General features: G+C 72.8%; 17 protein-coding genes. 13 read left to right on the top strand and 4 right to left on the bottom strand.

Going from position 1 to position 16304, the window contains the following annotated elements; translation table 11 throughout:
- Window positions 1-181: 181 nt before the first annotated feature.
- The 3 genes from ACH5HR_RS13485 to ACH5HR_RS13475 all read left to right on the top strand — a co-directional run bounded on the left by ACH5HR_RS13485 (window position 182) and on the right by ACH5HR_RS13475 (window position 2699).
- Entirely contained in the window at window positions 182-1198 is a 1017-nt protein-coding gene (locus ACH5HR_RS13485; protein WP_106267276.1) for a DNA-directed RNA polymerase subunit alpha, read from the top strand.
- Between the two features lie 76 nt (window positions 1199-1274).
- Window positions 1275-1766 (top strand): 50S ribosomal protein L17, encoded by a 492-nt coding sequence (gene rplQ, locus ACH5HR_RS13480; protein WP_402372442.1) that lies wholly within the window; start codon window positions 1275-1277, stop codon window positions 1764-1766.
- A gap of 78 nt (window positions 1767-1844) precedes the next feature.
- A complete protein-coding gene (locus tag ACH5HR_RS13475) occupies window positions 1845-2699 on the top strand; it encodes an alpha/beta fold hydrolase (protein WP_416478313.1) in 855 nt (284 codons plus the stop codon).
- On the opposite strand, the gene ACH5HR_RS13470 is transcribed toward ACH5HR_RS13475, so the two are convergent.
- On the bottom strand, window positions 2596-3342 hold the full coding sequence (locus tag ACH5HR_RS13470) for an ROK family protein (RefSeq protein ID WP_416478364.1): 747 nt from the start codon (window positions 3340-3342) through the stop codon (window positions 2596-2598). The two genes, ACH5HR_RS13475 and ACH5HR_RS13470, sit on opposite strands and share 104 nt — an antisense overlap.
- A 97-nt stretch (window positions 3343-3439) precedes the next feature.
- On the opposite strand from ACH5HR_RS13470, the gene truA reads away from it, so the two are divergent.
- Window positions 3440-4324: a tRNA pseudouridine(38-40) synthase TruA gene (truA, locus tag ACH5HR_RS13465; protein WP_402372935.1), complete on the top strand. Its 885-nt coding sequence runs from the start codon at window positions 3440-3442 to the stop codon at window positions 4322-4324.
- A gap of 383 nt (window positions 4325-4707) precedes the next feature.
- Here the strand turns inward: truA and ACH5HR_RS13460 are convergent, their stop codons facing one another.
- The gene (locus ACH5HR_RS13460; RefSeq protein WP_416478312.1) at window positions 4708-5121 is read right to left on the bottom strand and encodes a DUF5709 domain-containing protein; all 414 of its coding nucleotides are present in this window, start codon (window positions 5119-5121) and stop codon (window positions 4708-4710) included.
- A 295-nt stretch (window positions 5122-5416) separates the two neighbouring features.
- On the opposite strand from ACH5HR_RS13460, the gene rplM reads away from it, so the two are divergent.
- From rplM to ACH5HR_RS13435, 5 genes are all read left to right on the top strand, one after another.
- On the top strand, window positions 5417-5866 hold the full coding sequence (rplM, locus tag ACH5HR_RS13455) for a 50S ribosomal protein L13 (RefSeq protein WP_402372435.1): 450 nt from the start codon (window positions 5417-5419) through the stop codon (window positions 5864-5866).
- Between the two features lie 32 nt (window positions 5867-5898).
- Window positions 5899-6387 carry a 30S ribosomal protein S9 gene (gene rpsI / locus ACH5HR_RS13450; protein WP_402372433.1) on the top strand — a complete coding sequence of 163 codons (489 nt, stop codon included), beginning with the start codon at window positions 5899-5901 and terminating at the stop codon, window positions 6385-6387.
- A 103-nt stretch (window positions 6388-6490) separates the two neighbouring features.
- Complete coding sequence (glmM, locus tag ACH5HR_RS13445; protein ID WP_416478310.1) at window positions 6491-7852, top strand: phosphoglucosamine mutase; 1362 nt, start codon at window positions 6491-6493, stop codon at window positions 7850-7852.
- Complete coding sequence (locus tag ACH5HR_RS13440; RefSeq protein WP_416478308.1) at window positions 7849-8523, top strand: peptide deformylase; 675 nt, start codon at window positions 7849-7851, stop codon at window positions 8521-8523. Before glmM ends, ACH5HR_RS13440 begins: the two co-directional genes overlap by 4 nt.
- Before the next feature lie 188 nt (window positions 8524-8711).
- Window positions 8712-9413 (top strand): DedA family protein, encoded by a 702-nt coding sequence (locus ACH5HR_RS13435; protein ID WP_402372932.1) that lies wholly within the window; start codon window positions 8712-8714, stop codon window positions 9411-9413.
- Here ACH5HR_RS13435 and coaA read toward each other — a convergent pair.
- Window positions 9399-10358, bottom strand: a complete 960-nt coding sequence (gene coaA, locus ACH5HR_RS13430; RefSeq protein ID WP_402372930.1) for a type I pantothenate kinase — start codon at window positions 10356-10358, stop codon at window positions 9399-9401. The two genes, ACH5HR_RS13435 and coaA, sit on opposite strands and share 15 nt — an antisense overlap.
- A 149-nt stretch (window positions 10359-10507) precedes the next feature.
- Between coaA and glmS the strand changes: the two genes are divergently transcribed.
- The 3 genes from glmS to ACH5HR_RS13415 all read left to right on the top strand — a co-directional run bounded on the left by glmS (window position 10508) and on the right by ACH5HR_RS13415 (window position 13298).
- The gene (gene glmS / locus ACH5HR_RS13425; RefSeq protein WP_416478307.1) at window positions 10508-12415 is read left to right on the top strand and encodes a glutamine--fructose-6-phosphate transaminase (isomerizing); all 1908 of its coding nucleotides are present in this window, start codon (window positions 10508-10510) and stop codon (window positions 12413-12415) included.
- Window positions 12416-12546: 131 nt separating this feature from the next.
- On the top strand, window positions 12547-12951 hold the full coding sequence (locus ACH5HR_RS13420) for a nucleoside triphosphate pyrophosphohydrolase family protein (RefSeq protein ID WP_416478305.1): 405 nt from the start codon (window positions 12547-12549) through the stop codon (window positions 12949-12951).
- Entirely contained in the window at window positions 12948-13298 is a 351-nt protein-coding gene (locus tag ACH5HR_RS13415) for a holo-ACP synthase (RefSeq protein WP_402372423.1), read from the top strand. Before ACH5HR_RS13420 ends, ACH5HR_RS13415 begins: the two co-directional genes overlap by 4 nt.
- A gap of 130 nt (window positions 13299-13428) precedes the next feature.
- On the opposite strand, the gene ACH5HR_RS13410 is transcribed toward ACH5HR_RS13415, so the two are convergent.
- Complete coding sequence (locus tag ACH5HR_RS13410) at window positions 13429-14499, bottom strand: LLM class F420-dependent oxidoreductase (protein WP_416478303.1); 1071 nt, start codon at window positions 14497-14499, stop codon at window positions 13429-13431.
- A 45-nt stretch (window positions 14500-14544) separates the two neighbouring features.
- On the opposite strand from ACH5HR_RS13410, the gene ACH5HR_RS13405 reads away from it, so the two are divergent.
- Window positions 14545-16077, top strand: coding sequence for an NAD(P)H-hydrate epimerase (locus ACH5HR_RS13405; RefSeq protein WP_416478302.1), 1533 nt, complete (start codon window positions 14545-14547; stop codon window positions 16075-16077).
- The last annotated feature ends 227 nt before the right edge of the window (window positions 16078-16304 follow it).

The following is a 16304-nucleotide window of genomic DNA, read 5'->3' as shown; positions in this document are numbered from 1 at the left end:
GGGCCGCCCCCCCGGCCGGCGGGGGGGTGTTGTTGCGGGGGCGGGCGGGGGGGGGGGGGGGGGGCCCGCCCCCCCCCCGGCACTCTGCCCGGGCGGGTGGACCGAGTCCCGCCCGGGACCGCGCGAAACCGCGGAGCCGTGATGCGTCATATAGCGGACGCACACTGAAAGGACCAACACAGTGCTCATCGCACAGCGCCCGACACTGACCGAAGAGGTCATCTCGGAGTACCGTTCGCGCTTCTCCATCGAGCCGCTCGAGCCTGGCTTCGGCTACACGCTCGGCAACTCCCTGCGCCGCACGCTGCTGTCGTCCATCCCGGGCGCGGCGGTCACCTCCATCCGCATCGACGGTGTGCTCCACGAGTTCACCACCGTGCCGGGTGCGAAGGAGGACGTCACCGAGATCATCCTCAACATCAAGAACCTCGTCGTCTCCTCGGAGAACGACGAGCCGGTCGTGATGTACCTGCGCAAGCAGGGCGCCGGTGCGGCGACCGCGGCGGACATCGTGCCGCCCGCGGGCGTCGAGGTGCACAACCCCGACCTGCACATCGCCACGCTCAACGACGAGGGCAAGCTCGAGATCGAGCTCACCGTCGAGCGTGGACGTGGCTACGTGTCCGCCGCGCAGAACAAGGCCATGGACGCCGAGATCGGTCGCATCCCCGTCGACTCGATCTACTCGCCCGTCCTCAAGGTCACCTACAAGGTCGAGGCCACCCGTGTCGAGCAGCGCACGGACTTCGACAAGCTGATCGTCGACGTCGAGACCAAGCAGGCCATCGCACCGCGTGACGCGCTCGCGTCGGCCGGCAAGACGCTCGTCGAGCTGTTCGGCCTCGCCCGGGAGCTCAACGTCGAGGCCGAGGGCATCGAGATCGGCCCGTCGCCGACGGACACCGCGCTGGCCGCGGACCTGGCACTGCCGATCGAGGAGCTCAACCTCACCATCCGGTCGTACAACTGCCTCAAGCGTGAGGGCATCCACCAGGTCGGTGAGCTCGTCGCACGCAGCGAGGCCGACCTGCTGGACATCCGTAACTTCGGTGCGAAGTCGATCAACGAGGTCAAGGAGAAGCTGGCCGAGCTCGGTCTGGCGCTCAAGGACTCGCCGCTCGACTTCGACGGCTCCGGCGCGCAGTACTTCAGCGGCGGGGACGACGAGGCCTCGTACACCGACGAGCAGACGTACTGACGCACCGCGCCCGCAGCAGCCCCGCTCGACATGACGGGGCCGCGCGGCGCGGAACCACCCTCAAGGAGAACCAGAAATGCCTACCCCCACCAAGGGTCCGCGGCTCGGTGGCAGCCCGGCTCACGAGCGCCTGATCCTCGCGAACCTGGCGACGGCGCTCTTCGAGCACGGCCGCATCACCACCACCGAGACGAAGGCCAAGCGCCTGCGTCCGACGGCCGAGCGTCTCATCACGCTCGCCAAGCGTGGCGACCTGCACGCCCGCCGTCGGGTGCTGACGGTCGTGCGCGACAAGTCCGTCGTGCACACGCTGTTCACCGAGATCGCCCCGGCCATGGCCGAGCGCAACGGTGGCTACACCCGCATCACGAAGGTCGGCAACCGCAAGGGCGACAACGCCCCCATGGCGGTCATCGAGCTCGTGACGGAGCCGGTCAGCCCGAAGCAGGCCGTCGTCGCCGAGGCCACGAAGGCCGCTGAGAAGTCGGCCAAGGACGAGAAGAGCGCCGAGGCGCCGGTCGAGTCGACCGAGACCGACGCTCCGGCGGAGGAGAAGAAGGAGGACTGAGTCCTCCCTCCCCGTGATCGTCAAGGGCCCCGCACCACTGAGGTGGTGCGGGGCCCTTGACGTCCCTACCGTGGTGGCATGCTCCCGGTGGTCCTGCTGCACGGTTCTCGGACCTCGTGCACCATGTGGCGCCGCCAGGTCGGGGTGCTGCGGGACGCCGGTATCCCGGTGAGCGCACCCGACCTGCCCGGCCACGGCGCGCGGCGCGGCGAGCGGTTCCGGCTTGACGAGGCGGTGGGGGCGGTGCGTGACGCGGTCGCCGAGGTCGGCGGCAGGGCACTGGTGGTGGGCCTGTCCCTCGGGGGCTATGTCGCGATCGAGCACCGCGCCCGGTTCCCGGAACAGTCCGCGGGTCTCGTGGCGGCCTCGTGCTGCACGAGCCCGGACGTGCCTCTGCGGGGAGGCTGGTTGCGGCTCGCGCGGTGGATCGAGCGCTGGCCGGACTCCGGTGCCCGGCTCAACGAGGCGTTCGTCCGTGGGCTGCTCGACGCCGAGTCAGGTCAGGACCTGGCGGCGGGCGGCTTCGCGCTGGAGGTCATGGCGGATGTGCTCGCCGAGGTGGGCCGCATCGACACCCGTGCGGCCCTGCGGGCCGCGGGCAGCCCGGTCCGGCTCGTCAACGGGCAGTGGGACCACTTCCGCGGGCAGGAGCGGTCGATGCTCGCCGCGGCCCGTGCCGGGGGAGCCGACGCACGTCTCGTCGTGGTGCCGCACGCGCGCCACCTCGTGAGCCTCGACCAGCCGGTGGGCTTCAGCCGCGCGGTCCTGGAGGCGCACGCCGAGACGGACGCCGCGGAACGGGCGCGCTCCGCCGTCGGGCAGCCCGAGTTCAGTCGGCGAGCAGGTCCCACGCCCGCGCCCCGCCCACCAGCGCCGCGGAGTTCGGCACGACGACCACGTCGTCCCCGAGCCGTTCCAGGGCCGACGGCGTGATCCGGCGGGCGTTGCCGCCGCCCAGGTAGAGCCGGTCCCACCAGAAGACGGGCCGGAGACCCTCGACGACCGTCACGACCCGGCGGGACCACAGACCGTCACCGAGCCGTCGCCGCTCCGGCTCGCCGACGTAGGCGTCGTAGGTGGTGCTGCGGCGCACCGGTGCCCGTGACCACTCGAGGTGCGGGGCGAGCCGGCCGCCGTCGAACAGCGCCGAACCGAGGCCCGTGCCGAGGGTGAGCACCAGCTCCACGCCCGACGACGAGATCACCCCGGCGCCGTGCACCTCGGCGTCGTTGAGCACCAGCGCCGGCAGCCCCAGCCTGGCACTCAGCGCGGCTCGCACGTCGAAGCTGCTCCAGGCCGTCACGAGCTCGGGCACGACCCGGGAGCGTGGCCCCGAGCGCGTCACGTAGTGCGGCGTGTGCACGACGACGCCGTGCCGGACCATGCCGGGCATGCCGAGGGTCAGCCGGTCGGCGGGCGGCAGGTCCGCCGCGATCTCGGCCACCGTGTCGACGAGCAGCGTGGGTGGGAGCGGGTACGGCGTCGGGACGCGGACTGGCGCGGCGTGGGCGGTGCCGGCGGCGTCGAGGACGTTCGCCTTGATGTCGCCGCCACCGCAGTCCACCGCGAGGGTCATGAGTTCGGCCACCGCCCCATCATCCGGTCAGAATGGTCGGGTGAGCACCTCGACACCCGCGCCCGCCCCCGGATCCTCGGCCGCTTCCCCGGACCCGGTGCCCGACGGCGGCACGGTCCGGGTGCGTCTCGACCTCGCCTACGCCGGGACGCACTTCGCCGGCTGGGCGACCCAGCCACGGCTGCGCACGGTGCAGGGTGTCCTCGAGGACGCCCTGGCCACGATCGTGCGGGCCGAACCGCTGGGCCTGCCGCGCCCCCGGTTGACGGTCGCCGGGCGGACCGACGCGGGCGTGCACGCCCGGGGCCAGGTGGCGCACGTCGACCTCCCGCTCGAGCGGTGGGAGGCGATGCCCGGCCGGTCCGACCGGTCACCCGGCCGGGCCATGGTCGACCGGCTGTCCGGCGTGCTGCCGCCTGACGTCGTCGTGCATCGTGCGAGCAGGGCGCCCGCCGGGTTCGACGCCCGGTTCTCGGCGGCCGGGCGGACGTACCGGTACCGCCTCGCCGACAGCCATGCGCTGCGGGACCCGTTGGCGCGGGAGTGGGTGCTGTGGCACCGCCGCGAGCTCGACGTCGCGGCGATGCACGATGCCGTCCAGCCGCTCGTCGGCCTGCACGACTTCGCGGCCTACTGCCGGCCGCGGGAGGGCGCGACGACCATCCGGGAGCTGACGCGCTTCGACTGGACGCGTCCGACGACCGGTCCTGACGCGGGGCTCGTCGTCGCGGTCGTCGAGGCCGACGCCTTCTGCCACTCGATGGTGCGCGCGCTCGTGGGGATGTCCCTGGCCGTGGGGGAGGGGCGCCGCCGCGAGGACGCCCCGGAGCAGGTGCTGGGCGGCAGGACGCGCTCGGCGGCCGCCGCGGTGGCACCGGCGAGAGGGCTCACGCTCGAGCGCGTGGACTACCCGCCCGACGAGGAGCTGGGCGCGCGTGCGGTACGCATCCGGGCGCGCCGGTCGCCGGACGAGGTGCGGTAGGCGCGACGCTCCGTCTCACGGCTCGGTGCTGGTGGTCGCCGTGGGCCTGCGCTGTGCTGCGGGCGCCGGCCTCGTGCCTCGGCCGTCACCCTGCGCGACGCTCCGGCTCACGGCTCGGTGCTGGTGGTCGCCGTGGGCCTGCGCTGTGCTGCGGGCGCCGGCCTCGTGCCTCGGCCGTCACCCTGCGCGACGCTCCGGCTCACGGCTCGGTGCTGGTGGTCGCCGTGGGCCTGCGCTGTGCTGCGGGCGCCGGCCTCGTGCCTCGGCCGTCACCCTGCGCGACGCTCCGGCTCACGGCTCGGTGCTGGTGGTCGCCGTGGGCCTGCGCTGTGCTGCGGGCGCCGGCCTCGTGCCTCGGCCGTCACCCTGCGCGACGCTCCGGCTCACGGCTCGTCGACCCAGTGGACGGCGGCCTCTTCCGCGGTGGCCCCTGCGCCGTCGATCCCGGCGTCCGTCCCGTAGACGTCGTTGTCGCGCGTGCCGTCGGCGTTGGGGTCGGCGTCGTCGTCCTCGACGAGACGGCCCGCCCTGGAGGAGTCGGGCCGGTCCAGCGGGTCGCGCTCCCAGACGTCGGGCTCCTCCTCGGCGAGCCGCCGGTCGAGCGGCTCGCCGCGGCTCTCCTCCCAGGACGTCTCGCCCCAGTGGTTCGCGCGGGGGCGGTCCAGGGGCGAGTACCCCTCGTCGAGGGCGTCCTGGGTACCGCGGTCGAGGAGGGTGTCCTCCGTGGGAAGCTGGTTACCGTCGCCCTCGGTCCCGAGCTCGGGATCCGGTCGTGTTCCTGGAGTGTCTTCGGTCATGTCTCCACGGTGCACCGGGACGGCCGAGCGCGCAGCCCGGTTCCCGCTCCGCAGCGGCACGGCGTCGGCACGGCAGCGCCCCGCGGGCCGTGACGCACATCGCTTTGACCGCCACGACGGCGTGCCGCTAGACTGACCAGTCGTTGTGCTATGCCCCGGTGTCCCGTGCCGTCGACGTTCCCACCGTCCGACGGCACAAGGCCAGGACGCCGCCCTGGGGCCCCGCGTACAACATCTGACTCATCGGGCGCCGCTTCTCGCCCGACGACACCGACCACGAAAAAGGTTACGAACCGTGCGTACGTACACCCCGAAGCCCGGCGACATCCAGCGCGACTGGTACGTCGTCGACGCGACCGACGTCGTCCTGGGCCGCCTGGCCAGCCAGGTCGCCACGCTCCTGCGCGGGAAGCACAAGCCGACCTTCGCGCCGCACGTCGACGGCGGTGACTTCGTCATCGTGATCAACGCGGACAAGGTCGCCCTCTCCGGCAACAAGCGCGAGGACAAGCTCGCCTACCGCCACTCCGGCTACCCGGGCGGCCTCCGTTCCGTCAAGTACGGCGACCTCCTCGAGAACAACCCCGAGGAAGCCGTGGAGAAGGCCGTGCGCGGCATGCTCCCCAAGAACTCGCTCGGACGGGACCAGCTCATGAAGCTGAAGGTCTACCGCGGTGCGGAGCACCCGCACGCGGCCCAGACGCCCCAGCCGTTCGAGATCACCCAGCTTTCGCAGCAGGCCTGAGCCGCTGCCCGATGCCGAGCGAAGGAAACACTGTGGCTGACACCACCGTCGACACCGAGCTGGACGAGAACACGCCCAGCAACTACACCACCGAGACCGCTGCCCCCGTGGCCAACGGCGGTCAGTCCATCACTGCCCCGGGCCAGGCCCTGGGTCGCCGCAAGGAGGCCGTGGCGCGCGTGCGCCTCGTCCCCGGCACCGGCCAGTGGAAGATCAACGGCCGTACCCTCGAGGACTACTTCCCGAACAAGGTGCACCAGCAGCTGGTCAACGACCCGCTGAAGCTGGTCGAGGTCGAGGGGCGTTTCGACGTCATCGCCCGCATCACCGGTGGTGGCCCCTCCGGCCAGGCCGGCGCGCTGCGCCTGGGCATCTCGCGTGCGCTCACCGAGATCGACCGTGACGCGAACCGTGCGGCCCTGAAGAAGGCCGGCTTCCTCACCCGCGACCCCCGTGCCGTGGAGAGCAAGAAGGCCGGTCTCAAGAAGGCCCGCAAGGCTCCGCAGTACTCGAAGCGCTGATCCGTCGCTTCCCCGCACGGCCCCGTCGGTACTCCGGCGGGGCCGTCCGCGTGTCCGGACGCACTACGATCGTCCGAGCGCCCACCCGAGAGGACCACAACTGATGGCACGACTCTTCGGCACCGACGGTGTCCGTGGCCTGGCCAACCGCGACGTGACGGTCGAGCTCGCGCTCGATCTCGGCAGCGCCGCAGCCCACGTGCTGGGATCCCGCACCAGGCCGGGTCACCGGCCCAAGGCGGTCGTCGGGCGTGACCCGCGGGCTTCCGGCGAGTTCCTGTCCGCCGCGGTCTCAGCAGGGCTGGCGGCCTCCGGCGTCGACGTGGTCGACCTCGGCGTGGTGCCGACGCCCGCGCTCGCGTACCTCGTCAGCGCGATGCACGCCGACCTCGGCGTGATGGTCTCCGCCTCGCACAACGCGATGCCGGACAACGGGATCAAGTTCTTCGCGCGTGGTGGTCTGAAGCTCGACGACAGTGTCGAGGACGAGATCGAGGCGGTGCTCGGCAACGGGTGGGAGCGCCCGATCGGCGCCGACGTCGGGCGGATGCGCGTCGACACCGGCATCGCGGCCGAGCAGTACGTCGAGCATCTGACCGCCAGCATCGGCACGTCGCCGGACCGTCGGCCGCTCGAAGGTCTGCGGATCGCGGTGGACGCCGCCAACGGCGCCGCCAGCCAGGTCGGGCCGGACGCGCTGCGTGCCGCGGGTGCCGACGTCGTCGTCATCAACGCGAGCCCCGACGGGCGCAACATCAACGAGAAGGCGGGCTCGACCCACCCCGAGCAGCTGCAGGCGGTCGTCGTGGCCGCCGAGGCGGACTTCGGGGTGGCGTTCGACGGGGACGCGGACCGCTGCCTCGCCGTCGACCACGGCGGCGTCCTCGTGGACGGCGACCAGATCCTCGGCATCCTCGCCAAGGCGCTGAAGGACGAGGGCCGGCTGCCCGGGGAGACGCTCGTCGTCACCGTCATGAGCAATCTCGGGCTGCTGCTGGCGATGCGGGACGCCGGGGTGCGGACCGTCCAGACCGGCGTCGGCGACCGCTACGTCCTCGAGGAGATGCGGGCCCACGGGTACGGTCTCGGTGGCGAGCAGTCCGGCCACATCATCCTCGCCGAGCATGCGACGACGGGCGACGGCGTCCTGACGGCGCTGCACCTGGCCGCACGGATCAAGGCGACCGGCAAGCGGCTGGCGGACCTCGCGACGGAGATCCCGCGGCTGCCGCAGACGCTCGTCAACGTCAAGGGCGTCGACAAGGCGCGGACCGACGCGGACGAGGACCTGCGGGACGCCGTCGAGAACGCCGAGGCCCTCCTGGGTGAGACGGGCCGCGTCCTGCTGCGTCCCTCCGGCACCGAACCTGTCGTGCGGGTCATGGTGGAGGCTGCGACCCAGACGCAGGCCGACGGTGTCGCGGAGACGCTCGCCGCCGTCGTGCGGGAACGCCTCAGCCTGTGAACGTCTGGTCGGGCGAGGTCGGGCCGGCCCTGGCGGACGCCGTCGCGGACCTGCTCGACGTCGCGTTCGGCCGCGAGGATGCGCCCGGCGTGCTCCCGATCGTCCAGGCCGGGGACCCGGTGCTCCGGTCGCCCGCGGCGCCGTACGTCGGGCAGCTCGGCGACCAGCTCCCGCGACTGCTGGAGGCGATGCGGCGCACCATGCGCGCGGCGCCCGGCGTCGGCCTCGCCGCACCCCAGGTCGGCATCGGCCTGGCCCTGGCCGTCTGCGAGGACGCCGGGATACCCGGGGACGAGCGGGAGCGCACGCCGCTGCCGTACCGCGTGCTCGTCAACCCCCGCTACGAGGCGATGGCCGACGACGACCCTGCGGGCTCTCGCGTCGCCTTCTACGAGGGCTGCCTGTCCGTGGACGGCTGGCAGGCCGTCGTCGCGCGGCCCCGCCGGGTCCGCCTCACTGGCCAGGACGAGACCGGCGCCGACCTCGACGAGGTGCTCGTCGGCTGGCCGGCGCGGATCGTCCAGCACGAGACGGACCACCTGCGCGGCGAGCTCTACCTCGACCGTGCGCAGACCCGGTCGCTGACGTCGAACGCCAACCTCGCGCGGTTCTGGTCCGCCTCGCCGCACCCGGCGGCGGCCGCCGCGGCCCTCGGTTTCACCCTCTCCTGACGCGTCGCGGCCAGGGGCTGGACAGATGCTGTGAAACCCGCGTGAACGTTCGTCGCTCAGGCCCGAACGGGGGACATCCCTGATGTCCCGCGCCTCGGACGAGCCCTACGCTGGTGTCCGTCGCACCGGATGGTGCTGACGCCGCCGCCGGCCAGGCCGGCTGACGAACGAGGGGCCTCGTGCCGGGAATGACCATGCTGCTGGACCAGGTGGAGGCCTGGATCCTCGAGATCGCCGCGTCCGTCTGGATCTATCCCGCCATGTTCGCGTCGGCCTTCATCGACGGGTTCTTCCCGCCTGTCCCCAGCGAGTCCGTGCTCGTCACCCTCGTGATCTCCGCCCAGGCCACCGGGGTGCCGTGGCTGTGGCTCATCATCCCCGTCGCGGCCGTCGGAGCGTGGCTGGGTGACCAGGTCGCCTATCTCTTCGGGCGGCGCTACGGCACCGAACGGCTCCTCGCGATGCGTAGCGCGCGGGGGCGCAAGACGGTGTCCTGGGCGCGCCGGGCGCTGGCCCGCCGCGGCGCCGTCTTCATCATCGCCGCCCGCTACATCCCGGTGGGCCGGGTGGCGGTCAACATGACAGCCGGAGCGCTCGGCTACCCGCAACGGCGCTTCATGACGTTCTCCGGCGTCGCTGCGGTGCTGTGGGCGGGCTACTCGACGCTGATCGGGTTCGCGGCGGCCGAGGTGCTGGGCCACGACCCGCTGCTGGCGATGGCGGTGGGTGTCGTCGGCGGCGGGTTGCTGGGGCTGGTCGTCGACCGCGTGGTGCAGGCGTTCACCCCGCGCGAGGAGGTCCTGGAGGAGATGCGCAGCCAGGTCCCGGTGGCGGTACCCGGCGCCGAGGAGCCCTCAGCGCTTGTCGAGGAGCCCTCAGAGCTTGCGTAGCCGCACCCGCTGGACCGAGTGGTCCGACCCCTTGGTCATCACGAGCGTGGCCCGGCCGCGGGTGGGCAGCACGTTCTGCTCGAGGTTCGGGGCGTTGATCGACTCCCAGATGCTCAGCGCGCGCTCGGTGGCCTCGGCGTCGGACAGGTCGGCGTAGCGGCGGAAGTAGGACTCCGGGCGGCTGAACGCCGTCCGGCGCAGCTTGAGGAACCGGTCCACGTACCACTGGCGGATGTTCCGGGTCCGGGCGTCGACGTAGATCGAGAAGTCGAAGAAGTCGCTCACCGCCACCGTCGGCTCCGTCGCCGAGAGGGAGCGCGCCGGCTGGAGCACGTTGAGGCCCTCGACGATGAGGACGTCCGGGCGGTGCACCACGGCCTCCTCGCCCGGGACGATGTCGTAGACCACGTGCGAGTACACCGGGGCGTACACCTCCGCGTGGCCGGCCTTGACGCGCGACAGGAAGCGGATGAGGGCGCGGCGGTCGTACGACTCGGGGAACCCCTTGCGGTCGAGCAGGCCCCGTCGCTCCAGCTCGGCGTTGGGGTAGAGGAACCCGTCGGTGGTGATGAGCTCGACGTTCGGGGTCTCCGGCCAACGGGCCATCATCTCCCGCAGCACACGCGCCGTCGTCGACTTGCCGACCGCGACCGACCCGGCGACACCGATGACGTACGGCGTGCGGGGCGGCTCCTCGCCGAGGAACGTCGACGTGGCGCGGTGCAGGCCGGCCGTCGCGGTGACGTACAGGTTGAGCAGGCGCGACAACGGGCGGTAGACGGCGTCGACCTCCGCGAGGTCGATGGGGTCGCCGAGGCCCCGCAGGCGCGCCACGTCCTCGTCGGTCAGGGGCAGCGGCGTCTGTTCCGACAGCCCGCTCCATGCCGCCCGGTCGAAGTCGACGTAGGGGGAGGCCGGGGCCAGCCGGGGAAGATGCTCCGACAGCGGAGGGAGCGACGTCGGATCACCGTTGCCGGCAGGGGACGTCGCGGACGAGGAGGTCACTGGTCGATTCTGCCCGAGGCACCCACCGGCGACGCAAACGCGGTGGGCCGTGCACGGGCGGACCCGATGCACTGGGTAGACTCCCGCGCATGTGTGGCATCGTCGGATACGCAGGGCTCGGGCCCGCGGAAACTCTCGCAGGGCAGGCCTCGACCGTCGAGGACGGGGCGTCGGACCGCCCGCTGGAGGTGGTGCTCGAAGGCCTGCGGCGCCTCGAGTACCGCGGGTACGACTCCGCGGGCGTGGCGCTCGTCGGACCGGGCTCGCAGACCGTCGTCTCGGCCAAGAGGGCCGGCAAGCTGGCCAACCTCCTGGCAGAGCTCGCCGAACGTCCGCTCCCCGCCGCCACCGCCGCCGTCGGGCACACCCGGTGGGCGACGCACGGCGGGCCGACCGACGGCAACGCCCACCCGCACCTGGCCGACGGCGGGAAGCTCGCCGTCATCCACAACGGCATCATCGAGAACTTCGCCGAGCTGCACGAGCTCCTCTCCGCCGAGGGTGCGACCTTCCTCTCGCAGACGGACACCGAGGTCGCCGCGCAGCTCCTGGCTCGCGAGTACCGCGCCGCCGGCGACCTGACCGCCGCGATGGCCGCCACCGCCCGCCGCCTGCGCGGCACGTTCACGCTGCTGGCCGTGCACGCCGACGTGCCCGACACCGTCGTCGGCGCGCGGCACGACTCGCCGCTGGTGGTCGGCCTCGGGGAGGGGGAGAACTTCCTCGGGTCCGACGTCGCGGCGTTCGTCGCGCAGACCAAGGAGGCCCTGGAGCTCGGCCAGGACCAGGTCGTGACCATCACGCCGACGGCGGTCCAGGTGACCGACTTCGACGGTGCGCCGGCCGAGGGCAAGCGGTTCACCGTGGACTGGGACGCCGCCGCCGCCGAGAAGGGCGGCTTCGAGTCCTTCATGGACAAGGAGATCCACGACCAGCCGCACGCGGTGGCCGACACGCTCCTGGGCCGGACCGACTCCGCCGGGCGGATCGTCCTGGACGACCTGCGGATCGACGAGTCCCTGCTGCGCGCCGTCGACAAGATCATCGTCGTGGCCTGCGGCACGGCCGCCTATGCCGGGCACGTGGCGAAGTACGCCATCGAGCACTGGTGCCGGATCCCGGTGGAGGTCGAGCTGGCGCACGAGTTCCGCTACCGCGACCCGATCGTGGACGCCGGGACCCTCGTCGTCGCGATCTCGCAGTCCGGCGAGACGATGGACACGCTGATGGCGGTGCGCCACGCCCGTGAGCAGGGTGCCAAGGTGATCGCCGTCGTCAACACCAACGGCTCGACGATCCCGCGCGAGTCGGACGCGGTGCTCTACACGCACGCCGGGCCCGAGATCGCCGTCGCCTCCACCAAGGCCTTCCTCGCGCAGATCACGGCGGCCTACGTGCTCGGCCTGTACCTGGCCCAGCTGCGCGGGAACAAGTTCCCCGACGAGATCGCCGCCACCTTCGACGAGCTGCGGGACATGTCCCGCAAGGTGCAGACCGTCATCGAGCGCGGCGAGTACGTGCGGGCGACGGCGCGGTCCATGGCCGACGCGGACAAGGTGCTGTTCCTCGGTCGCCACGTCGGCTACCCGGTGGCGATGGAGGGTGCGCTGAAGCTCAAGGAGCTCGCGTACATCCATGCCGAGGGGTTCGCCGCCGGAGAGCTCAAGCACGGTCCCATCGCGCTCATCGACGCGGGCCAGCCCGTCTTCGTCGTCGTCCCGTCGCCGCGGGGCCGCGACCAGCTGCACTCCAAGGTGGTCTCCAACATCCAGGAGATCCGGGCGCGCGGCGCCCGCACGCTCGTCATCGCGGAGGACGGCGACGACGAGGTGCGCAAGTACGCCGACGAGGTCTTCTGGATCCCGAAGGCCCCGACGCTGCTGCAGCCGCTGCTCGCCGTCGTCCCGCTGCAGATCTTCGCGATGGCGCTCGCGACCGCCAAGGGGCTCGACGTCGACCAGCCGCGCAACCTGGCCAAGTCCGTCACCGTCGAGTGACCCGGAGGCGTCGCGGAGGGTGGAGGCCGACGGAGGAGGCATCCGCCTGGAGCTGAGCTGCAGGGGCACTCGACCAGGAATCGAGTGACCCGGAGGCGTCGCGGAGGGTGGAGGCCGACGAAGGAGGCATCGTGCCACGTCGAGAGGGCATGATCGACCTCATGGATGACGAGCAGGACGGACCGGCGTCCGGTCCGACGACGTTGGCCGGCCTGGCCGACGAGGTCGAGATCATCTCGCGGGTCTACGAGCGCCGGTTCGGTGTGCCACGCACGGACGACTGGCTCGTGCTCAAGCTGCACGAGGAGGTCGGCGAGCTGACCCAGGCCTATCTGGCGGCGTCGGGCCGCTCCCGCGACCGTGGCGACGGCACGGATGTCGGCGGGGCGTTCCGGGCCGAGCTCGCTGACGTCCTCGCGCAGCTGTTGCTGGTCGCCCGGAGGTTCGACGTCGATCTCGAGTCCGAGCTCGAGCGCAAGTGGTTCCGGTTCCGCCACCTCGTGGAGCCCCAGGACGAGGACGGGGTGCGCCGATGATCATCGGGGTGGGGATCGACGTCGTCGACGTCGCACGGTTCATGGCGACGCTGGAGCGCACGCCGCGCCTGCGCGAGAAGCTCTTCACCGAGGCGGAGCGGGACCTTCCGGCGTCGTCCCTGGCGGCGCGGTTCGCCGCGAAGGAGGCGATCGCCAAGGCGCTGGGCGCGCCCGGCACCCTGCAGTGGCACGACGCCACGGTGCACCGCGTCGTCGGCGGGCCTCCGGAGGTCGAGCTGCGGGGCACGGTGCAGGCGCGGGCCGACGAGCTGGGCGTGCGGCACTGGCACCTGTCGATCTCGCACGACGCGGGGATCTCGTCGGCCATGGTGGTCGCCGAGGGCTGACCGGAGCCGTCCCTTTTGCCGACGTCGGTAGTCCGTGTCGAGATCGGCAGTGCGGACGACCGATCTCGACACGGACTACCGACGTCGGCAAAATGGCACCCGGGGTGCGCGGCGGGGAGTGCCGGACGCGTCAGTCCTGCAGCGCGGGGATGACCTGGCGCTGGAACAGCTCGATCTGGTCCCGGTCGCCCGCCGCGTTCGCGAAGTACGTGATCGCGTAGGTCATGCCCAGCGCCTTCATCTCCGTGAGTTTCTCCACGATCTGCTCCGGGGTGCCGACCATGAGCCCGTGGCGCCACAGCGAGCTCTCGCGGTGCCCCGGCTCGCCCGGGGCGTACTTGGCGAAGTGGGCGTCGATCCAGGCGAGCTTGTCGTCGATCTCGGCCTGGTTCTCGCCGATGACCACGTTGTAGTTCGCCGAGCGGGTGATCTCGGCGAAGTCCCGGCCGACGTCGCGGCAGTGCTGCTCCAGGACCTGCGACTTGTGCTGGAACTCCTCGGGTGTGCCGGAGAAGTTCGTGTACTGCGCGTGCTGGGCGGCGATGCGCAGCGTCTTCTTCTCCCCGCCACCGGCGATCCACAGGGGGATGGAAGGGACAAGGTCGGCCCCGCCTGAGCCGTTCGAGGTGCCCACGGGCAGCTGCTGCAAGGGCTGCGGGTAGCACAGCGCGCCGTCGGCCTGGAAGTGCTGGCCCTCGAACGTGCCCGAGGAGCCGGTGCGCCACATGCGCTCCATGATCTGCACGCCCTCGTCCAGGGCGCGCAACCGGTCGCCGGCGCGGGGGAACCCGTAGCCGTAGGCGCGCCACTCGTGCTCGTACCAGCCCGCGCCGATCCCCATCTCGGTGCGCCCGCCCGAGATGGTGTCCACGGTGGACGCGACCTTCGCCAGGTACGCCGGGTTGCGGTAGGCCATGCAGGTGCACATCTGGCCGAGACGCACGCGCTGGGACGCCGCGGCGAACGCGGCCATGAGCGACCACGCCTCGTGCGTCGCCTCGTCGCTCGGCACGGGGACGGTGTGGAAGTGGTCGTAGACCCACACCGACTCCCACGCGAACTCGCCGCCCGGCACGGCCTCACCAGCGGCCGCGTTGTCCGCGTAGTGAAGCAGGGAGAGCATCGTCTCCCAGTGCTGCGCGGGCGGGATGTCGGTGAGGGACATGCGCCAGCCTTGCGGGATGAAGAGTCCGAATCGCATGGCCCCGAGCCTATGCGGTCCGGCCGTGCCGCGTATGTTCGAACCATGATCGAGGCATGGAGCACGGCAGACGTCCGCGCCGCTGAGGCGCCCCTGCTGGAGGCCGGGGTGCCGCTCATGGAGCGGGCCGCCTTCGCGCTCGCGATGCAGGTGCTGGCCGACCTGCGTGCCCGACGGCGGCACGCGCGTGGCGCTCGGGTCGCGCTGCTCGTGGGGGCCGGGAACAACGGGGGCGACGCGTTGCACGCCGGTGCCGTGCTGGCCCGCCGGGGCGTGGGGGTCACGGCGGTGCTGGTCTCCGAGCGGACGCACGCGGGGGGCCTGGTCGCCCTGCGCTCGGCAGGGGGTCACGTCGTCGAGCTGTTCGCCGACCCGTCCCGGACCGCCGCCGTGGCCGCCGGCGCGGTGAGCGGCGACGTCGTGCTCGACGGCCTGGTCGGGATCGGCGCCCGCGGGGCGCTCCGTGGAGCGGCCGCGGATCTCGTCACCGCGGTCACCGACGCCCTGGGCGGCGCACCGGCACCGTGGATCGTCGCCGTCGACCTCCCGTCGGGCATCGGGGCCGACGACGGCACGGTCGACGGCCCGGTGCTCCCGGCCGGTCGCACGGTCACCTTCGGGGCTGCGAAGCCCGGCCTGCTGCTGCCGCCCGCGGCCCGGACGGTCGGAGAGCTCACCGTCGTCGACATCGGCCTGACCTTCGAGGGGACGCGGAGCGCTCCGGCACTGCGTCAGCTCGACGCCCGCGACGTCGGCGGAGCGTGGCCGGTGCCCGGGCCGGCGGACCACAAGTACACCCGCGGCGTCGTCGGCCTGGTCGCCGGGACGCCGACCTACCCGGGCGCCGCCGTGCTCGCGGCGTCGGCGGCGGTGCGCGCGGGCGCCGGGATGGTGCGCTACCGCGGGCCCGAGGCCGTGGGCCACGCCGTGCTGGCGGTGCGCCCCGAGGTCGTGGTCGCGCACGGGCGGGTGCAGTCGTGGGTGGTGGGTCCCGGCCTGCCGACGGACGACGAGGGGCAGCGCGACCGGAGCCGTGGCGGGCTCGCCGAGGCCCGCGGAGACACCGGGGCGCACGGGGCCGTGCCCGCCGTGGTCGACGCCGGCGGGCTGGACCTGCTGGAGCCCCCGTGCCCCCCGTGGTTCGTGCTGACGCCGCACGCGGGCGAGCTGGCGACGCTGCTGCAGCGGTACGGGGAGCGCGCCGACCGGCGCGACGTCGAGGCGGCACCGCTGCGATGGGCGCGCCGGGCGCACGAGCTCACCGGCGCGACGGTGCTGCTCAAGGGCGGCGTGACCGTCGTCGTCGGGCCGGGCGGTGCCTTCGCCCAGGCCGACGCGCCCGCGTGGCTGTCCACGGCCGGCGCCGGGGACGTCCTGGCCGGGTTGCTGGGCGCGATGCTCGCGGCGCGCTCGGCCGACGTGGTCGAGCGGCCGGCGCTCGCGGCCGATATCGCGGCCGCCGCCGCACTCGTGCACGGGCACGCGGCCCGGCGGGCGAACCCGGGCGGCCCCGTCGCGGCGCTCGACGTCGCCGAGGCGCTGCCGGCCACCGTCGCGGAGCTGGTCGCGCAGGCGTAGCGTTACGGTGGCCTCGCCATGGGAGCCTTCGCAGAGTTCGCGCCGCGCCGGCACGGGACGCCGGCCGCGGTGACGGTCCGTGCCGCCACCGTGGACGATCTCGCGGCGGTCGAACGGGTCCAGGACGGGGCGGGGCAGGCGCTGCTCCTCGACGGGATCCGTGCGGCGATCCTCGACAGCCGCCGGTACGTGGTCGTCGCGGTGGCGGACGGCGCGACGGATGGCGA

This window comes from Isoptericola maris (assembly GCF_048065335.1).
Classification (GTDB): Bacteria; Actinomycetota; Actinomycetes; order Actinomycetales; family Cellulomonadaceae; genus Isoptericola; species Isoptericola rhizosphaerae.
This window is presented reverse-complemented; position numbering and strand designations above follow the sequence as displayed.